The organism is Synechococcus sp. Cruz-7E5, from assembly GCF_024345995.1.
Taxonomy (GTDB): Bacteria; Cyanobacteriota; Cyanobacteriia; order PCC-6307; family Cyanobiaceae; genus Regnicoccus_A.
The window spans coordinates 63,301-80,456 of the sequence record NZ_JAGQCE010000012.1 but is presented as its reverse complement, the minus strand read 5'-3'; the positions used below and the strand labels follow the sequence as shown (position 1 = coordinate 80,456).

At 66.1% G+C, this 17,156-nt stretch carries 20 protein-coding genes; 13 read left to right on the top strand and 7 right to left on the bottom strand.

Going from position 1 to position 17,156, the window contains the following annotated elements; translation table 11 throughout:
* Positions 1–163 precede the first annotated feature (163 nt).
* From KBY77_RS12695 to KBY77_RS12680, 4 genes are all read left to right on the top strand, one after another.
* Entirely contained in the window at positions 164–1,798 is a 1,635-nt protein-coding gene (locus tag KBY77_RS12695; RefSeq protein WP_255105065.1) for a DUF4055 domain-containing protein, read from the top strand.
* Positions 1,798–2,295, top strand: a complete 498-nt coding sequence (locus KBY77_RS12690) for a hypothetical protein (protein WP_255105063.1) — start codon at positions 1,798–1,800, stop codon at positions 2,293–2,295. Before KBY77_RS12695 ends, KBY77_RS12690 begins: the two co-directional genes overlap by 1 nt.
* Positions 2,295–3,389: a LysM domain-containing protein gene (locus KBY77_RS12685; protein WP_255105061.1), complete on the top strand. Its 1,095-nt coding sequence runs from the start codon at positions 2,295–2,297 to the stop codon at positions 3,387–3,389. The genes KBY77_RS12690 and KBY77_RS12685 overlap by 1 nt, the downstream gene beginning before the upstream one ends.
* 78 nt (positions 3,390–3,467) lie before the next feature.
* Positions 3,468–4,334, top strand: coding sequence for a hypothetical protein (locus KBY77_RS12680; RefSeq protein WP_255105059.1), 867 nt, complete (start codon positions 3,468–3,470; stop codon positions 4,332–4,334).
* Between the two features lie 550 nt (positions 4,335–4,884).
* On the opposite strand, the gene KBY77_RS12675 is transcribed toward KBY77_RS12680, so the two are convergent.
* Together KBY77_RS12675 and KBY77_RS12670 are read right to left on the bottom strand one after the other, a co-directional pair.
* Positions 4,885–5,298, bottom strand: a complete 414-nt coding sequence (locus KBY77_RS12675) for a hypothetical protein (RefSeq protein ID WP_255105056.1) — start codon at positions 5,296–5,298, stop codon at positions 4,885–4,887.
* Between the two features lie 166 nt (positions 5,299–5,464).
* Positions 5,465–5,680, bottom strand: a complete 216-nt coding sequence (locus KBY77_RS12670) for a hypothetical protein (RefSeq protein ID WP_255105054.1) — start codon at positions 5,678–5,680, stop codon at positions 5,465–5,467.
* A gap of 136 nt (positions 5,681–5,816) precedes the next feature.
* Here KBY77_RS12670 and KBY77_RS12665 point away from each other — a divergent pair, with 136 nt between their 5' ends.
* The 5 genes from KBY77_RS12665 to KBY77_RS12645 all read left to right on the top strand — a co-directional run bounded on the left by KBY77_RS12665 (position 5,817) and on the right by KBY77_RS12645 (position 9,207).
* The gene (locus tag KBY77_RS12665) at positions 5,817–6,035 is read left to right on the top strand and encodes a hypothetical protein (RefSeq protein WP_255105052.1); all 219 of its coding nucleotides are present in this window, start codon (positions 5,817–5,819) and stop codon (positions 6,033–6,035) included.
* 28 nt (positions 6,036–6,063) lie between these two features.
* Entirely contained in the window at positions 6,064–6,363 is a 300-nt protein-coding gene (locus tag KBY77_RS12660; protein ID WP_255105050.1) for a galactose oxidase, read from the top strand.
* The gene (locus KBY77_RS12655; protein ID WP_255105047.1) at positions 6,360–6,617 is read left to right on the top strand and encodes a DUF1651 domain-containing protein; all 258 of its coding nucleotides are present in this window, start codon (positions 6,360–6,362) and stop codon (positions 6,615–6,617) included. Before KBY77_RS12660 ends, KBY77_RS12655 begins: the two co-directional genes overlap by 4 nt.
* 53 nt (positions 6,618–6,670) lie before the next feature.
* Positions 6,671–6,916: a hypothetical protein gene (locus KBY77_RS12650; RefSeq protein WP_255105043.1), complete on the top strand. Its 246-nt coding sequence runs from the start codon at positions 6,671–6,673 to the stop codon at positions 6,914–6,916.
* Between the two features lie 89 nt (positions 6,917–7,005).
* Entirely contained in the window at positions 7,006–9,207 is a 2,202-nt protein-coding gene (locus tag KBY77_RS12645) for an ATP-dependent RecD-like DNA helicase (protein WP_255105041.1), read from the top strand.
* 27 nt (positions 9,208–9,234) lie between these two features.
* Here KBY77_RS12645 and KBY77_RS12640 read toward each other — a convergent pair whose 3' ends face one another.
* Both KBY77_RS12640 and KBY77_RS12635 read right to left on the bottom strand, forming a co-directional pair.
* Positions 9,235–9,504: a CDGSH iron-sulfur domain-containing protein gene (locus KBY77_RS12640; protein WP_255105039.1), complete on the bottom strand. Its 270-nt coding sequence runs from the start codon at positions 9,502–9,504 to the stop codon at positions 9,235–9,237.
* Positions 9,497–9,679: a metallothionein gene (locus KBY77_RS12635; protein WP_255105037.1), complete on the bottom strand. Its 183-nt coding sequence runs from the start codon at positions 9,677–9,679 to the stop codon at positions 9,497–9,499. Before KBY77_RS12635 ends, KBY77_RS12640 begins: the two co-directional genes overlap by 8 nt.
* Positions 9,680–10,005: 326 nt before the next feature.
* On the opposite strand from KBY77_RS12635, the gene KBY77_RS12630 reads away from it, so the two are divergent.
* The 3 genes from KBY77_RS12630 to KBY77_RS12620 all read left to right on the top strand — a co-directional run bounded on the left by KBY77_RS12630 (position 10,006) and on the right by KBY77_RS12620 (position 11,530).
* On the top strand, positions 10,006–10,395 hold the full coding sequence (locus KBY77_RS12630) for a hypothetical protein (protein WP_255105035.1): 390 nt from the start codon (positions 10,006–10,008) through the stop codon (positions 10,393–10,395).
* Entirely contained in the window at positions 10,392–11,081 is a 690-nt protein-coding gene (locus KBY77_RS12625; RefSeq protein WP_255105032.1) for a thermonuclease family protein, read from the top strand. The genes KBY77_RS12630 and KBY77_RS12625 overlap by 4 nt, the downstream gene beginning before the upstream one ends.
* 77 nt (positions 11,082–11,158) lie before the next feature.
* Positions 11,159–11,530, top strand: a complete 372-nt coding sequence (locus tag KBY77_RS12620; RefSeq protein WP_255105029.1) for an AbrB family transcriptional regulator — start codon at positions 11,159–11,161, stop codon at positions 11,528–11,530.
* Positions 11,531–11,561: 31 nt separating this feature from the next.
* On the opposite strand, the gene KBY77_RS12615 is transcribed toward KBY77_RS12620, so the two are convergent.
* Both KBY77_RS12615 and KBY77_RS12610 read right to left on the bottom strand, forming a co-directional pair.
* Complete coding sequence (locus KBY77_RS12615; RefSeq protein ID WP_255105026.1) at positions 11,562–12,023, bottom strand: hypothetical protein; 462 nt, start codon at positions 12,021–12,023, stop codon at positions 11,562–11,564.
* Between the two features lie 353 nt (positions 12,024–12,376).
* Entirely contained in the window at positions 12,377–12,979 is a 603-nt protein-coding gene (locus KBY77_RS12610) for a DUF4236 domain-containing protein (RefSeq protein ID WP_255105024.1), read from the bottom strand.
* A gap of 389 nt (positions 12,980–13,368) precedes the next feature.
* Between KBY77_RS12610 and drmD the strand changes: the two genes are divergently transcribed.
* Positions 13,369–16,725, top strand: coding sequence for a DISARM system SNF2-like helicase DrmD (gene drmD, locus KBY77_RS12605; RefSeq protein WP_255105022.1), 3,357 nt, complete (start codon positions 13,369–13,371; stop codon positions 16,723–16,725).
* Here the strand turns inward: drmD and KBY77_RS12600 are convergent.
* Positions 16,659–17,078, bottom strand: coding sequence for a hypothetical protein (locus KBY77_RS12600; RefSeq protein ID WP_255105007.1), 420 nt, complete (start codon positions 17,076–17,078; stop codon positions 16,659–16,661). The two genes, drmD and KBY77_RS12600, sit on opposite strands and share 67 nt — an antisense overlap.
* Between the last annotated feature and the right edge of the window lie 78 nt (positions 17,079–17,156).

Here is a 17,156-nt window from a genome sequence, read left to right as displayed (position 1 = left end):
CTTGCTTGAGGACATGTTTCCCTCACATCGAAGTCGCGCTCATATCCTGGTAACTCAGGATCAGATTGACCGTGAGGTTGTCCTGGCCGCCCAGCAGTAGGCGGCTGGACAACGGGTGGAGCCATTGGATGCCGTTGGATGCTTGCCATGGGGCACCCCCCTGGTGGCAATAGTCCCCAGCAGCAGCAAGCGCTTGGCCTCCAGGAGTCGCAACCGAACCCGCAACAAGTGGCTGCCGCTCTCTCACCCCGAAAAGCAGGCCCTGGAGGCGGAACCCACCGCCCCGCTAATGCAGCCCTGGCGGGAGCACGCCACCCTCCGGTCCGTGCGGGAGCAGCTCCAGCTCTGCTTCGACTGCTGGAACCTGCTCGATACACCCGGCGGCACCAGCCGACGCTGCGTCTACCTGCCGCCCGGGGCCAAGGAGCCTGACGCCAACTACCGCAACCGGGTGGAGAACGCTCGCCCCAGCGGCTTCTTCCGTGATGCGCTGCGCACCTACGCCGGGATGCTCTCCTTCCTGGAGTACCTGGCCCTGCCGCCTTCGCTGCAGCGGGTGATCTCCGATGTGGACGGGCGCGGCACCGATCTGGGTGTGTTCCTGTTCATCGCCGATCTGCTGGTGCTCCGCGATGGCGGCTGCTTGATCTTGGTGCTGCCGCCCCTGCGGGGCTGGCCGTCGGAAGGTCACCGGCTCGACGCGATCCGCCGTGGTGATCGCCTCTCGCTGCCGCGGCTCTCGCTGGTACCACGCGGTGATCTGCTCGATTGGCACCTACCCAGCCCTGATAGCCCGCCGCACCGCCTGAACTGGCGGCATGACCGCAGGGCCCCGCTGCAGCCGCTGTACGACAGCGCCATCCCGGTGCATCACTTGTCGCCCGATGGCGCCGAGGCGCCACGGCTCGAGGACTGGCTGTACCACCAGGCGACCCTTGGTGATGACGGCCTGGCCGTCGAGACCTTTGCCGCGGTGCCGAATGGCGCGGTCGCCAGTAGCAGTGCCGCCAGCGGATACGAGGCCCAGCGGCTCGGTCCGCCGCTGCTGCTGCCCCGGCAGCACACCATGCCGGTGGTCTGGTACGCCGCTGATGGGGCGGCCTTCGGGGAAGGGGATCTGCCCCACCTAGGCCTCGCCAATCAGTACCTCACCCACTACCGGCTCAAGAGTGAATACGAAGACCTCCTCTCGCGCTGCGCCCTGCCGGTGGGTGTGCGCAGCGGCCTGGTGGATCAATACGGCTTCCAGCGCAGCGAGGACGGCGAACCCCGCGCCCCCGAGCAGCTGGTGCTCTCCACCTCCACCTTCATGGACCTGCCCGAGGGAGCGGACTTCAACTGGAAGGAGATCCGCGCCCGCTCGCTGGCGGAGCACCGTGCCTACCTGACCCTGCTGGATGAAACCATGCGCCGCGATGCGCTGGTGCCGACCCAGAACCGTGGCGCCGGCCGTAGTGAAACCGAGATTTCGCTCACCGCCGGCCAGGCCTACGCCCTGCTCCAGTCGCTCGCGACCCAGAAGACGTCGGTCTTCGCGACGGTGCTGGAGCACTGGTGCTCGCTCACCGGTGACAGCCTGGTGCCAGGCGCCGGCCTGGCGCTGACCGTGACGCCGCTTACCCCGCCGTTGCGGCCCCAGCCGAGCGTCGGCGAGTGGCTGACGCTGCATGAGCGGGGGGTGATCAGCACTGCTGAGCTGCGCCACCAGCTGTCGCTCGCCGCTGCACCGGGGGTGGTTAACCCGATCAGCGGCTCGGCGACGGAATCGTTCGCCGTTCCCTGTCCGCAGCAGAGCTGATGACCAACCCACCTGCCAACCCCAACGCCTGGCGCCCGTCGGATCTGGAAGCGATCCGCCTGGCCCTGCTGATCCCCGTCACCGCCTCCGGCCTACGCGCGATCAATGACGCGATGGCCCAGCTGGAGCACAGCTACCCCGAGGCGATCCCCGGTGCCAAGGCCTCGCTCGACGCCATCGCCGCGATTGATGCGGGCCTGGCCGCTGGCGGCACACCCGCCGAGCCGTTCGTGATCAAGACCACCCGCAAGGCTGCTGCTGGGCCGGTCCCGGCCGAGCTGCCCAAGAAGAAGCTCGATGTGATCGAGTACGCCACTGAGCTGCTGATGGAGGAGGTGTCAACGGAATACGCCGAACCCTCCGCCAGCAGCTACGGCCTCAGCCCCGGCGCTCAGCGGCGCGGCCATGTGGCCAACCTGCTGCTGATCCTTCCCGGTCTGGTCTCCTGGTGCCCGCCGGGGCCGACGCCGTTCTCCGGCACCTTGATCCGCTCCTGATGGCCGCCACTCCGGTCACGGCGCTGCAGGAGGTCGCCAATGTGCGCCTGATGCTCCAGCAGCAGCAGCATCCCGGCGCCAAGAACCCTGTGACGGTCTGCCGCCAGGTGATCGACTGCGCGATTCAGCAGAGCAAGCTGATCTCCAGCCGCGACAACGGCCCCGGCATCGACACCGGCGACATCCTCTGCGAGGGCCACCTCACCCGCGCCGCCCTGCTGCCGCCCGCAACGACTGACGGCAACCCATGGGATTGGCTGGCGGCCGAGCAGGCCTGGCAGACCCCCGGCCTGCGGGCCACCTTTCAGCCACCACTGGTGCCGCCAGCCACCGAGCCGCCCCGGCCAACCGCGGTGCAGGTGCCCGCCGAGGGGGTGTGCTGGCTGGGGGATCTGTCGCTGCTGCAAACGCCAGGGGTGCTGCCGCTCAGCCCGCGTGCTGTGTTTGCTGCCGCCAGCCTGCTGATGATCGGCCAGGCCTACGGACCTGGTGGCATCGGCCTGCAGGTGCAGCCGGAGCTGGGGGAAGCGATCAGCTTTGCCCTCAAGCCCAACCGTGTGCTGGTGATCGAGACCGGCGACAGCTTGAACCTGATCGCCGAGCGCTACGGCACCACCGTGCAGACGCTGCGGGCAGTCAACCCGGATCTGGCTCAGCAGGGGCCGATCACCACTGTGGTGGGCGACACGCTCAACGTGCTGGCCGCACGCCACGGCACCACCGTGGATTTCTTGCGCAAGCTCAACCCCTCGCTGCTCCGCGCTGATGGCCACACCACCACGGCCGGCGACACGCTGAAGCAACTGGCGATCGACTACGACACGACGGTGGACTGGTTGCGGCTCTACAACCCCGACTACGACCGCTGGCCCCGCAGTGATCCGCTTCCGGTTGGCGTGACGCTGGAGGTGCCGGCGATCCGGCCCTCTGATGGGCTGGACCCGGGCCAGGTGCTGCAGGTGCCGCTGATCCGCCCGGCCACGCTGCTGAATGCCGGCGGCTGGATCTACCTGCCACCGCTACGGGGTGTCTCCACCGTTGATGACCTCTGGGATGTGGACCTGCCGCTGGATCCATCGCCTGTCACGCCCTGACTTTCTGGTGGCAATAGCTGAGGTGAGTGCAGCCCGGATGGGGCGCTCGCTTCAACCACAGCCGTGATGGGTGGACCGATGACCAAACGCCTTCTCCAGGACCTCCGCGTCCTGCAGCAACCAACCTCCGAACACCAGCAGCACGTCAGCTACGCGCAGCCACAGCACTGGCCGAACCAGGAACCGCCTGCCCAGCTGGAGCCGGAAGACGATGACGACGAGGACGAAGACCTCGATCCTGATGAGCCCCTGGATGAACCCGGCGATGAAGTCGAGGCTTCCCGCCCGGAGCCGACCGATGCGCTCAAGGCGGAGCGGCGCAAGACCAACCAGCTGGAGCGGGAGCTGCGCACGATCAAGCGTCAGCTCGCCCAGTTCTCCAAGATCAACCCCGACGAGTACGAACGCCTCCAGGAGGCCGAGCGGCAGAAGGAGCAGCTGGAGCGCGAGATTGCCAGCCGTGAACTGCAGCTGGAGGCCGCCGCCGCCCGCAAAGTGAAGGCCGCCGCCAAGGAACGCGACGAGGCGCTCCAGGACGTGCAGAACCTGCGCAAGGAACGCCTGCTGGAGCGGTTGTTCGTCGATGCCGATGGCCGCGCCGGTGGTGACAACCGCGGCTCCTTCTTTGAGATCTTCAAGCACCAGGTGGGCGGTGAATTCCGCCTCACCAAGGACAGTGCCGGTCGTGACCTGCTGGAGCCGATCGACTCCAAGGGCAATGTGCTGCTCGGTGATCACGGCAACCTTGACGCTGCTGACCACATCGAGACGCTCCGCACCCATCCGGTGCTCAGCTTCCTGTTCAACCAGCGCGGCGGCCTCGGGCCCGCCACGGTGATCGCTGAGTTCGATGGCAACGGCCAGCCGACCAACCTGCAGAGCATGAGCGCCAGTGAGCTCTACCTGGCCAGCTACGCCAAGAAGCCAGCCGGCGCCAGGCGTTGATCCATCCGCGCTCCGTTCATCACGGCGGAGCGCACTTTGATCATTGACAACCGAGCGCAACCGTACGGTAGGGAACGAATCATCCACGCACAATCACGCGCGAGGGAGGGCCCCAAATTCATGAGCAATCAAATCAAGTGAAGGAGATAAAAAGGGGGGGGTATACCCCCGAATACGAGAAACTCGCGCCTACTGCCTCGGAAATGTCGCAAAATCTGGAAATTCACTTCTCCGCTCACCTCAACGTCGGCTGATCTCCACCTGCAGTGACTGGGCTGCCTGAGGCGGCCACGAGGTGCAGCGGAATACCCGAGCGGGAGCGAGCGGTTTGAGCCGCCTGGCCGCCGTCTGGTGCTGGGCCGAGGCTGACGCGGGAACCCCGAGCAGGCGCGAGTGGGTGGAGCGGTAGGCGCTGGAGCAGCGACAACGTCAGCCTTGCTGACCGCTTCGCAGACATTGCTCTGCTGCGCTGCTTGCTGGCATTCACCGGCGCCGGCCAGCAGGGGGGAAGGGCAGCCAGCTGACGCCAGCCGCCCCCGGTGGGCCGTGATCAGGCCCGGAAGCCGAATTCCCGGCGATAGAGATCAGGGTGGTGGGCTTCGATCAGCTCCATCGCCAGGAAGGCCGGGAAGGGGACCAGGCCCGAGAGGGTGACCTCCTGGGAAGACAGCCCACGCCGGGGACGCCCCGCCAGAACCGCCGCTGGGCCTGGCTTTTCAAGCGGCTCGATCTGGCGCAGCTTCTGCTCGAGCAGCGCCCAGAGATATTTCGGGATGCCGGAGGGCCGAGGGCAGCGCCATACCTTGCAGGTGGTATCCCAGGGCCGGGATTCTTCCAGCAGCAGCCCGTGCTTGCCGGCTTTGCTGATCTCGATCATCAGCAGGTGCTCGCTCACCGCTTGGCCGGTGACGGCCTTCCAGGTGATGCCGCTCATCGTGGACGCATAGATCGTGAAGGGTGCCATGGCCGAACCAGGCGAAGGACCCCTCAGCCCTGCGCGGGGAGGGCAAGGGGCGCGTCAGCGCCTTGCACAGCCCTTGCCCCGCCGCGCACGCTGAGGAGGGCCGCCGCCTCCCCCGCTGGTGTCGCCCAGAGCCGTCGTGGAAAGGGGGCCCGAAGGCCCCCGGGCCTCAGATCACCGAGACGGTGCAGCCCCGGGTGCCCTGCAGCTTGCAGGCGATCGCGAAGGCCTTTTCGGCCGGCACGAAGCGGATCTTCTTGACCGGCTTGCCGCGCTTCCCGTAGAAGCGCTGCTCACAGGGGTGGGCGCCGCCCTTGATCCCATCGGGATAGAAGTGAACGATGACGCGGCGGATTTCGCAGCTGGGGGCAGAGGGTGTGGCCATGGCCTTGAGGTGAGGAACCCGACCTGACAGCGCGGCCCGCGCAGGGAAGGCAGGGGGCGCGTAGCGCCTCGCGTCAGCCCTTGCCGAACCGAGCAGGCCAGCGCAGCCTTCGGGTGCTTCTCACCGGGGCCGTGGCGTGACACCCCCCTCAGCGGTGCTGACCTACGCCGCGTTCGTCCACGGCTACAGCCGATCCGGGGCGGCGGTGATCGTCCCCTGCGGCCGGCGTCAGAGGTGCGGTACTTGCTCGGCCAGTTGCGGCGGGCCGATCCGCTGGCATTCAGTGCGTCGCTGTCACCTGGGGCTCCACCTGAGGTCGCGCCTGAGCTGGCCAGAACCAGACGACTTCTGCTAGTACAGGTGTTCTCTTTACTGATGTCGCCGTGGCTGCTTCCCCGCCCCGCTCCCGCGGCGCCCGGCCGTCGCCCAGCTCAGCGTCAGACGATGGCGGCTACGAGGAGTGGCCCTATCTCGATGAGGAGGTGCTGGTGGCAAGCCGCAGCAGCAAGGTCTGCCTTACCTGCCACTTCTTCCGTCACCACGCTGGGGTGAATTGCATTCCCCCACTCACCTGCCAACTGCACCAGGGTCTGCTGGCCCATGGGGAACACCTGACCCGTCGCTGCCAGGGCTGGACCAAAGACATGGTGCGCCAGCGGGGCTGGGCACCGGAAGTGGCATGACAGCTGCTGCCAGCCGGCGGCCACCGCTCACCCCCAAAGAGGGCTGGCTGATCCATGGCCGGCAGGTGCTGCGCTTTCGACCGACCCGCTGGGAGCGCACCTACCAACGGCTGGAGATCACCACCGGCGAGTTGCTGCCCGATCAGGAGATCCCGCTGCTGAAGTCACGCCGGGAGCTGAGCAGGGCTGAGGCCCTCAAGCTCTGGGCTGAGAAGCGCAAGGCGGGCTGGGCGCCCTGCAGCCCTCAGTGGTGATCGTCACCATCACCCAAATCGATCTACCCCCCACCAAGCTGAGCTCAGAACCGATGGCCACCTCCTTGCCGATCAGCAGCAGCCGTCAACCCCGGCGCTATCGCTTGGTGGACCATCACGGCCAACCCCACCTTGAGCTCGATGAGCACTTCGACTCGATCGAGGAGGCGTGGTCGTTCGCCATCCGCTGGTGGCAGCAGCAGCAACCCGCTGGCGCACCAGACACCCAGGTGGGGCTTGGTTTGGAGGTGAGCACCGAGAGCGGCGGCTGGCGCACCCTGCGCCAGCCGCAAGGCTGAACCCTGCAAAGGTGAGCCCATAGGCCACACCCGCCCTGGCACCCCCGTCCTCCACCGATCCTGCTCAGGCGTCGCCGCAGCCCACCGAGGTGCTGGCCGGATCGATCGAGCGCGTCACCTTCCACAACGCCGAGAACGGTTTTTGCGTGCTGCGCATCAAGGCCCGCGGCCAGCGTGACCTGGTGACGGTGGTGGGCCATGCCGCCGAGATCAGCGCCGGCGAATGGGTGACGGTGAGCGGCACCTGGGTGAACAGCCGCGAGCACGGCCAGCAGTTCAAGGCCTCCTTCCTCAGGGCCTCCGCCCCCACCACCGCCGAGGGGATCGAGAAGTATCTCGGCTCGGGGATGATCCGCGGCATCGGCCCGATCTACGCCAGCAAGCTCGTGGCGGTGTTCGGTGATCAGGTGTTCGAGGTGATCGAGCAGGCCCCGGAGCGGCTGCGGGAGGTGCCCGGAATCGGCCCGGTGCGGGGCCAGCGGATCAGCCAGGCCTGGGCCGATCAGAAGGTGGTGCGCGAGATCATGGTCTTCCTGCACAGCCATGGCGTCGGCACCGCCCGGGCCGTGCGGATCTTCAAGACGTACGGCAACGACGCCGTGCAGGTGATGGCGGAGAACCCGTACCGCCTGGCGCGCGATATCCGAGGTATCGGCTTCCGCACCGCTGATGCGATCGCCGCGCGGCTGGGCATCGAGCCCGAGGCCATGATCCGCCTGCGGGCCGGCATCAGCTATGCACTGCTGGAGGCCAGCGGTGATGGTCACTGCGGCCTGCCCAGTGCCGAGCTGCTCAAACTGGCCGGAGAGTTGCTAGCGGTGGAGCGGCCAAGCGGAGCACTCGATGAGAGCGGTGCCACCAGTCGGGTACCCCTTGAGGCGGGGCTGATCCAAAGCGCCCTGGATCTGGAGCTGAGCGAGGGCTCCGTGGTGGCCGACACCCTGGCCGGTGAGCCGGCGATCTTCCTGGCAAATCTGCACCGCGATGAGCGCCGCATCGCGGCGTCCCTCCAGGCGCTGGCGGTGGGCTGCCCGCCCTGGGGAAGCATTGAGGCCGCCAAAGCCATCCCCTGGGTCGAGCAACGCCTGGGCCTGGAGCTGGCCGCCAGCCAGAAGCTGGCGGTGGAGCAGGCCCTGGCGGCCAAGGTGCTGGTGATCACCGGCGGGCCCGGGGTGGGGAAGACCACCTTGATCAACGCCATCCTGCGCATCCTGGCGGCCAAGAAGCTGCGGATCCTGCTCTGCGCCCCCACCGGCCGGGCCGCCAAGCGGATGGGCGAAACCACCGGCCTTGAGGCCAAGACGATTCACCGGCTGCTGGAGTTCGATCCGGCCGCCTTTGGCTTCAAGCGAGGTGCTGAGCTGCCGCTGGAGGTGGATCTGCTGGTGGTGGATGAAACCTCGATGGTGGATGTGCCCTTGATGGCCTCCCTGCTTGAGGCCCTGCCACCAGAGGCTGCTCTGCTGCTGGTGGGCGATGTCGATCAGCTGCCCTCGGTGGGACCCGGCCAGGTGCTCGCTGATCTGATCAACAGCGGCGCCCTGCCGGTGGCCCGGCTCACGGAGGTGTTCCGCCAGGCGGCCTCCAGCCGGATCATCACCACCGCCCATGCCATCAACGCCGGCACCATCCCTGATCTGCGGCCGCCGCCGGCTGAGGCAACAACCGACTTCTACTTCCTTCCCGCCGAGACGCCCGAGCAGGCGGTGGCCTTGATCCTCAAGGTGGTGGGTGAACGCATCCCGGCCCGCTTCGGCCTCGATCCGATCGCCCAGGTGCAGGTGCTCTGCCCGATGGCGCGTGGTGGTTGCGGCTCAAGGTCGCTGAACATCGAGCTGCAGAACCTGCTCAACCCCGATCCCACTGAGCAGGTGGAGCGCTTCGGCTGGCGGTTCGCACCGGCCGACAAGGTGATGCAGGTTGCAAACGACTACGAGAAGGAGGTGTTCAACGGTGATGTGGGCACGGTGGAAACCATCGATGCCGATGCCAGCGAACTGACAGTGCGATTTGACGGCCGCGAGGTGACCTACGGCTGGGGCGAACTCGACAACCTGGTACCCGCCTATGCCTGCACGATCCATAAGAGCCAGGGCAGCGAATATCCCGCCGTGGTGATCCCCTTGCTCACCCAGCGCTACGCGATGCTGCAGCGCAACCTGGTGTATACCGGCATCACCAGAGGCAAGCAGCTGGTGGTTCTGGTGGGCCAGAAGAAGGCGTTGGCGATGGCGGTGAAGAACCACCTGGGCCGTAGGCGCTACACCAAGCTGGCGGAATGGCTCAGCTGAGCGGTTGCTTACAGATGATCGAGCCGCTCACGCCCACCATTTCCACCAGCGTCGGCTGACCGCTGGCTTGGCGTGGCAGCCATCGCAGAGCGGGACGTGGTGGGAATGGCCACAGCCACAGACCATCACCGTGCTGGCCTGCTCCAGCCGCAACTCCCGCGACACCCAGCCGCTGCCAAGGTGGGCGCCATCACAGAACCAGCCATGGCGACTGCGTCCACAGCGGCACAGCTGGTGCACGCCGGCTGGCAGCTCCAGGGGAATCGGACCCCCAGAAGGCGGAGCAGGTTCAGCCATGGCATTCGCAGCCACAGCCGGCGTGACAAGGCTCGCCGTTGGGGTGCCCCTTGGCGCAGGCGTCGCTGCAGAACAGTGAGGTGCCACTGCGGAAGGGTGTCTCCGGTTGCACCGTGCAGTTGCAGCCCGGGCAGGCGCACTTCAACGCGATTGGTCTCTCCAGGGTCGTGGTCATGGCCTCTCCTTGCTCAGGGCAGCTGAATCCACTCTGGAGCCGGTGGTGCTGCGGTGGATCGGCTTGCCGTACTGACAAGCAAGCAAGGCGGATCTATTAATGAATCAGAGGCCACGACCAGGGCAGCGCGAGCCGAGACCCTGCAACCGGCCAAAGGGCGCCCGACACGGGGCGCCCTTCCCATTGGGGACCTGTAAGGCCTTCCTACAGCAGCGCTGCGATGCAGGCCTCTTGCTTCTCGCCGAGAAGCTGTCTGGCTTCCCCGGCAGCGTCATGCCTGCTCAGGTGGCCAGGCCTAGCGTTCGGCCAATGCCGCCGGGTGGGCCATGGCCGTGGTGAACCGCTGCGCGGTGGGGATCTACCCCAGCCCGAAACTGCTCGACTGGGCCCGGCAGCTCGAGCTGGATGTGGATGTTGCCGGAGCCAGTGAGCCCTGCCTCTATCTGATCCCCGACTACGACACGCAAGAGGAGGCGGAGGAGATCCTCGAGGAGGTCTACGAAGCGATTTTCGAAGCCGAGCTCGATTACTGGCATCGCGACACCGCCACCTGGCCGGCGGAGCGCACCTATGCGGTGTTCCGTAAGTGGTTCGAGGTGCGCTTCTACCCCCTGATCCAGGACCTGGTTGGCGAGGAGATCACCGCCACTGAGGTGGATGAGGAGTTCATCGGTGAGCTGCGCACGGCGCTGGAGGGGCTGGAGCCGAGTCCTTGAGCCTGCGCCCCCTTGCCGCTCTGTTGCTGGCGGTGGCGATGGCCCCGATGGCGGGATCACCGGTGGCGGCGGCCGGCCCCGAGGTCCGCGCCACGGTGCTCTCGATCGGTGATGGCGACACGATCCGCGTGCAACAAGGTGGCAAGCGGATCACGATCCGGCTGGCCTGCATCGACGCCCCCGAGATGGCGCAGGCTCCCTACGGCGCCCAGTCCCGCGCTTATCTGCAAACGCGGCTGCGCATTGGTGCGCCGGTGACGCTGCGGCCGCAGGCGGTGGACCGCTACGGCCGCACCGTGGCGGAGGTGATTGGCGAGGTGAATCTGAACCTGGCGATGGTGGAGGACGGGCAGGCGTTTGCCTATCGGCAGTACCTGGGCCAGTGCAACGCCAATGAGTATCTCGATGCTGAGTACCGGGCCTCCCGCCACCGCTTTGGCGTCTGGCAGGTGCCTGGCGGCATCACCCGGCCTTGGGACTTCCGCCGAGCTCGGCGTTCGGGTGGAAGTAGTCGTGCGGTCAGTTCAGGTGTGGTCCCTGCTGGGACAGCCCCAGCTGCTATTGCAGGCCAGCGTTACCGCTGCAAGCAGATCGGCAGCTTTGCCAAGGCCCAGGAGTTGCTGCGCCAGGGCCACACCTACCTCGATGGCAATGGTGATGGGGTGGCCTGTGAGAGCCTGCGCTGAGAGGACGGACAACCGCACCTATTAGCTCTGGTCGTCATCGGTTTGCTCGTTACCTTCAAGCTTTGAACGCCACGCCCATGGCCCTCATCGGATCTGACCTGCTCGCCAAAGTCAAGGAGCTGGGTGATGCCTCCAAGTCCGATCTGGTGCGAGCCGCCGGTTATGTGAGCACCAAGAAGGACGGCAGCGAACGGCTGAATTTCACGGCGTTCTATGAGGCCCTGCTGGAAGCCAAGGGCGTCAGCCTGGGTGATGGCAACGGCAAAACGAAAGGGAAGGCTGGTCGCAGCTTGAGCTACGTGGCCACCGTCCAGGGCAACGGCAACCTCCTGATCGGTAAGGCCTACTCCGCGCTGTTGGATCTCAAACCCGGTGATGAGTTTGAGATCAAGCTGGGTCGCAAGCAGATCCGCCTGGTGCCAGCTGGCTCAACAGAAGAGGAGGAGTGAGCCTTCAAGCTGTTGGCCCTTCGAGCTGTCTTCAGCTCAGCTGCTCACACGACAGCAGAAAGCCGGTGACGTTGTCCGGCCACTTGGCCAGCACCAGCAGTTCCCGCGGGTCACGGGCAAAGCCTTTCTGGGAGAGGGCCGCGAATTCGGCCAGATTGTCGTGGGTGACCAGCGCCCCACTGACTTTGCTGGCCTCGATCGCAGCGAGGAATTCCTGACCTTGTTCCACAAGGCAGCGTTGGTAGGCCTCCTCGAAGCTCACCCCCTGCTCCTGCAGCCTTACGAAGGCATCCAGCTCCGGTGGGAGGTGATCCAGCCATAGGGGAAGGCTCCTAACCGGACCGATCGTGATGCCCTGGGTCTGGGTGTGGATCAACGCCACCGTTGCCTCCAACGACCAACTGGGTTGGGCGAGCAGCTTGCAGGCGGCGATCTGCAAATGCCATCGGTAGTCCTCAGCGAGGGCCTGGTGGGTCCGGGCGAGGTCAGCCATGGAACAGGGGATCACGACAAAGCCCGGTGACGAGGCCACCGGGCTCTGAAGGAGTTTGGTTGATGGGGGCGGAGTGGCTGACGCTGGCACCTGGGGCCAGGGTTCCAGTGGGACTTCCCCATTGGTCCGGGGCACCTGAGGCGAGGCCTTTAACGGTGCAGTGGACGGCGGCGGAGCACACACACAGCGGTGTCACGCGCCAGGGAAGCCAGAGATCCGATGAGAGTGTTGGAGCAGGGGCCGGATCGTCAGCGCGCTCCTGATGCCTGACCCGGGGGAGTGTCATCCATCTTTGGGCCTCCGAAACCGATGCAAGAACGATCGGACGGCCAGAGGGCAAGGGCAATAGGGGTTTATGCCTGAGGGGGTGGAGGGAGCGACAGATCTGCAGCCTTCAGCCAGCTCCGGGCATTCACCAGCCGTGCCGCTTCCTGGGCTGCCTCGATGCAACGGTGCGCACGGCGTTTGGCATCGTCCTGGCTCTGGGCGCGCATCAGGTAGCCCTCCATTGCTTCCGGCGTTTCGATCACGGCCAGCAGCCCCTGGGTCCGGTTGCCGATCGAGGGATCCGCCAGCAGGCGAGTGATCAGATTCAGCTCCCAGAGGAGCCGGCCTTGGGAGCCTGGCGCGAAAAGCTGTGCCTGTAGAACCCCCAGGCACCCCTGCTTGAAGGAATCGAGCTGGCCGGGCCGGAAGCGGCGGCTGTTGGGCAGCCCCTCCGCCTGGCCAGCCGGGAGCTGCGCCGGGGCTGGGCGATAGGCCTCAGGGCTGTGCTCGACGCTCCAGCTCAGCCCCGTGCCGGGCAGCCCCACGGTGGTGCGTGCCCCACCGGTGCGGGCGATAGGGATGTTGAACGACGCCCCGCGGCCACCCAGGGAGATCGAGCTGAGGCCGCTCTTGGCGAAGTTCAAGCGCAGGGGGCCGAAGCGGGCAGAGCGGCGGAAGCGGAAGGGCATGGGACCGCACCGGCTCTGGGGCCAAGGGGTAGGCAGATCCTGCCGCTTCATGCCCGGGCTGCAGTGATTCCTCTTTGAGATACCCCCAATTCGGCCGCGGCCCGTTCAAACTGCCCGAACTGGTCTCCCTGGCGTTCGTGTTCCCAGTGCTCGGCTGGTTCTTCGCATGAACGCAACGCTCATGCAGGTGAAGGGGTTCGACAGTGCCTTGCAGGCCCCGATGAACCGATGACCCCGCTGGAAGACATCAGAGTCCGAGCCGCGGTCAGTGTCTTGCTCGGAAAGAAAGCCCTGCTGGATAGCGGTCTCTTCGATTTCGAGGCTTTTGGGGTCGGAAGGATGCGTGTCATGGCAGAGCCCCCCTGCCAGTGGGGAGAGGAGCTGAGCGCATGACCGCCACGCCCTCACGTACCCGTCAAAAGCTCAAGCCCGGAGCCGTGGTGCGCTGTCGCACCCGCCGCTACCTGGTGGAGGACGTGCAGGCACCCCAGGAGCCGGGGGCAGACACAGTCGTTTCGATGGCCTGCATGGAGGACGACGCCATTGGCCAGCGGCTGACGGTGTTCCGTGAGCGGGAGATCGACTTCGAAGTGCTGGGGGAGAGCAGCTGGGAGGCGGTGGCCCAGCGGGGCTTCGACCAGCCCAACCAGTTCGCCGCCTACCTCAACACTCTCCGCTGGAACTGCGTCACTGCCACCGACGCCGAGCTGTTCCAGGCCCCGTACCGGGCTGGCATCGATGTGAAGGCCTACCAGCTGGAGCCACTGCGCAAGGCGCTGCAGATGCCCCGGGTGGGCCTGTTCATCGCCGATGACGTGGGCCTGGGCAAGACGATCGAAGCGGGCCTGATCCTGCGGGAGATGCTGCTGCGCCAACGCATCAAGCGGGTGGTGATCAGCTGCCCGCCTTCGGTGCTACGCCAGTGGCAGGAGGAGATGGCCAACCGCTTTGGCCTCGCCTTCACGGTGATGGACCGGGCCTACGTGGCCAAGGTGCGCCAGGAGCGGGGGTATGGCACCAACCCCTGGAGCACCCACAGCCGCTTCCTGATCTCCCATGCCCTGCTGCGGAACTCGGAGTACGCCGCGCCGCTGAGGGTGTGGCTGGAGCAGGGCAAGGGTGGGGAAGACCTGGCCCCTGTCCAGAGCCTGCTGATCCTTGATGAAGCCCACAACGCCGCGCCGGCCAGCAACACGCTTCGCTATGCCATCGATTCGGGGTTGACCCGCAGCCTGCGGGACCTGGCACCCCTGTTTGAGCACCGCATTTTTCTTTCGGCCACACCCCACAACGGCCACAGCAACAGCTTCACCGCCCTGCTGGAACTGCTCGATCCTGCCCGCTTCGTGCGCGGTGTGCCCTTCGAACCCAGTGATCTGGACACCGTGCTGGTGCGGCGCCTCAAGGATGATCTGCGCCGCATCGGCGAGGAGTTCCCCGAGCGGATCGTTGAGCCGCTCTCCGTACCCAAAGGCAGCCTGCCGGCGGATACCCCGGAACTGGAGCTTTCACGGCTGCTGCAGCAGTACCGCAAGCAGCGGGAGCAACGGCTGACCAAGGAAGGAGCCACCAAGCGGCAGCTCAATGCCGACCGGCTGGTGATCACCAACCTGCAGAAGCGGCTTCTCAGCTCGGTTGAAGCCTTTGCCCGCACACTCAAGGTGCACCGAAAGAGCTTGGATCAAAAGCAAGAGCAGCGCCGTGAAGCTTTGGCGGCATCGGGAGCTCAACTGGATCTGCTGCTCGGCGGTGCCGATAGCGACAGCGACCTGGCCGAACTCACGGAAGACGAACTGCTCAACCTGGAGGAAGCGCAAACCCGGGCGGCCCTGCGCCAGACCTTTGAGGCGGATCAGAGCGATCTGGACCTGCTGGAGCGGATGGGCGAGATCGCAGCGGCCAATCGATCCCTACCCGATCCCCGCATCCAGCTGCTGGAGACGTTTCTGCGCACCCACCTCTGTCCCGATCTAGGGGAGGCCAAGGCGGCGTGGCAGCCCACCCGGCTGCTGATCTTCACCGACTACGTCGACACCAAGCGCTACCTGGAGCGGCAGCTGCGCGACCTGCTCGGCGATGACGATGCCGATCGCCGCATCGCCTCCTTCACCGGCGGCATGAGTGAAGACAACCGCGAGCGATTGAAGGCCCAGTTCAATGCCGACCCCGATCAGGAACCCCTGCGGATCCTGATCGCCACCGACGCCGCCAGAGAGGGGGTGAACCTGCAGAACCACTGCAAGCACCTGATCCATTTCGACATCCCCTGGAACCCCAGCAAGCTGGAACAACGCAACGGCCGCATCGACCGCAAGCTGCAGCGCGCTCCCCAGGTGTGGTGTCACTACTTCGTGCTGGAAGACCGGCCTGAGGACCGGGTGATGGATGTCCTGGTGAAGAAAACAGAGGTGATCCGTCAGGAGCTGGGATCCCTTTCACCACTGGTGCAGCGCCAGGTGGATGAAGTGCTTGAAGGCGGCATCGACACCGACGACACCGAGGCGGTGCAACAGCAGCTGCTGGCGATGGATTCAGCCAGCACCGATCGCGGCGCGATGCTCAACCGCGCCCGTGAGGAGCTGGAAGCGACCCGACGGGTGGAGAAGCTTGAGCAGCAACAGGATGAGTTGCGCCAGCTGCTGGCCAAATCCCACGACTGGCTGGGATTCGACGATGAGCCCTTCCGCGATGCCCTCAACTGCTCGCTCGATCTGTTGGGCGTGAGTGGCCTGGTGAAGGGCAGCGACGACAAGGGGCAGCCCTGCTGGCGCATGGATCACCCCGAGGCTTTGGTGACCGACAGCAACGACCGCAGCTGGGAGCACACCCTCGACAGCCTGCGGGGCGTGTGGGATCGCAAGACACCGCTCTGGCAGTGGCGCCAGGAGCACCCGGTACGGCCGGTGATCTTCTCGGATCCCGGCCGGCTCAATGCCGAGGCTGTGCACCTGCACCTGGAGCACCGCTTGGTGCAGCGGTTGCTGAGTCGCTTCCTGAGTCAGGGGTTCCTGCACCACGAATTGAGTCGGGCCTGCGTACTGGCCAGCACGGATCCGCAGCCGAAGGTGTTGGTGCTGGGGCGGCTGTCGCTGTTTGGCCAGGGGGCCACACGGCTTCACGATCAGCTGATCAGCGTGATCGCCGACTGGCATCCCGGTGCTGACCGCGCTTCTGTGCTGAAGCCACTGGCGGGTGCTCAGCAACAGCAGGCCTGGGCCGTCCTCACCAAGGCGATGGAGGCTGGAAACGCAGAGGCGATCTCGGCTGCCATCCGCAGCCAGCTACAGACCGAAGCCCCAGCCGATGTCGCGGCCCTCAAACCCGCGTTGGATGCGGCAGCCGAACAAGCCCAGGCCACCGCGGCTGAACTGCTCAAGCAGCGGGGTGCCACCGAGGCCGATGCACTCAAGGAGGTGCTCCGGGCCCAGCGCAAACGTATCAATGCCACCGTGAGACAGCGCAACCGGGATCTGGCCAAGCTCGATCGCCAGGCCGCGGCAGCCGATCCCACCGCACTGATCCCAGGCCTGGAAGAGCAGCTGGAAGTTCCTGCCCTGGATCTGCAGAAGCTCTCCAGCCAGGAGCGGAAACAACTCGCGGCTGATCAGAAGCACTGGCAACGGCGCCTGGAGAGGATCGAAACAGAGCTGGCCACCGAACCGAAACGGATTCAGGAGAGCTACAGGGTGATCACCCACCGGCTGGAGCCGGCGGGGCTCGTGTACCTCTGGCCCATCAGCGGATAACAATGGCCAAACGAGGTGTCCAACGCGATCCAGAGCTCCTGGCCCACCAGGAGTGGCTGGGCTACCTGCAGCCGGTGGGCCTGGTGGTGGCGCCTGCGGCGATGCAGGACGCCGGCTGGGTGGTAACCCGCAGTGGCAGCGAGCTGATCGAGCGGCAGGAGCGATACCGGGAATCGCTTGAAGCCCTTGGTCCTGATGAAGATGCTGATGCGGAAGATCGGGAGCTGGGTTTCTCCAGCATCGAGACCTTGTTGGTGGATCACCTGGGCTGGAGTGGCGACCAGGTCCAGAGCAGCCCGAACCTGATCGAGGGCTTCACCAGGGAACTGCCTGAACTCGGCGAAACCTTGCAACCTTCAGCCGTGGTGCCTGCTGCGATCGGCGATGGCACGCAGCTGCTCGTCCAGGAATTGCCGTTGCTCACGCCACTG

Excerpts from the sequence above, each read along its gene's own strand:
- KBY77_RS12650 (WP_255105043.1), top strand. The coding sequence starts at position 6,671 with ATGGCCACCTCCTTGCCGATCAGCAGCAGCCGTCAACCCCGGCGCTAT.
- KBY77_RS12640 (WP_255105039.1), bottom strand. The coding sequence starts at position 9,504 with ATGGCTGAACCTGCTCCGCCTTCTGGGGGTCCGATTCCCCTGGAGCTG.
- KBY77_RS12685 (WP_255105061.1), top strand. The coding sequence starts at position 2,295 with ATGGCCGCCACTCCGGTCACGGCGCTGCAGGAGGTCGCCAATGTGCGC.
- KBY77_RS12635 (WP_255105037.1), bottom strand. The coding sequence starts at position 9,679 with ATGACCACGACCCTGGAGAGACCAATCGCGTTGAAGTGCGCCTGCCCG.
- KBY77_RS12630 (WP_255105035.1), top strand. The coding sequence starts at position 10,006 with ATGGCCGTGGTGAACCGCTGCGCGGTGGGGATCTACCCCAGCCCGAAA.
- KBY77_RS12675 (WP_255105056.1), bottom strand. The coding sequence starts at position 5,298 with ATGGCACCCTTCACGATCTATGCGTCCACGATGAGCGGCATCACCTGG.
- KBY77_RS12610 (WP_255105024.1), bottom strand. The coding sequence starts at position 12,979 with ATGCCCTTCCGCTTCCGCCGCTCTGCCCGCTTCGGCCCCCTGCGCTTG.
- KBY77_RS12615 (WP_255105026.1), bottom strand. The coding sequence starts at position 12,023 with ATGGCTGACCTCGCCCGGACCCACCAGGCCCTCGCTGAGGACTACCGA.
- KBY77_RS12690 (WP_255105063.1), top strand. The coding sequence starts at position 1,798 with ATGACCAACCCACCTGCCAACCCCAACGCCTGGCGCCCGTCGGATCTG.
- KBY77_RS12670 (WP_255105054.1), bottom strand. The coding sequence starts at position 5,680 with ATGGCCACACCCTCTGCCCCCAGCTGCGAAATCCGCCGCGTCATCGTT.
- KBY77_RS12620 (WP_255105029.1), top strand. The coding sequence starts at position 11,159 with ATGGCCCTCATCGGATCTGACCTGCTCGCCAAAGTCAAGGAGCTGGGT.
- KBY77_RS12680 (WP_255105059.1), top strand. The coding sequence starts at position 3,468 with ATGACCAAACGCCTTCTCCAGGACCTCCGCGTCCTGCAGCAACCAACC.
- drmD (WP_255105022.1), top strand. The coding sequence starts at position 13,369 with ATGACCGCCACGCCCTCACGTACCCGTCAAAAGCTCAAGCCCGGAGCC.
- KBY77_RS12655 (WP_255105047.1), top strand. The coding sequence starts at position 6,360 with ATGACAGCTGCTGCCAGCCGGCGGCCACCGCTCACCCCCAAAGAGGGC.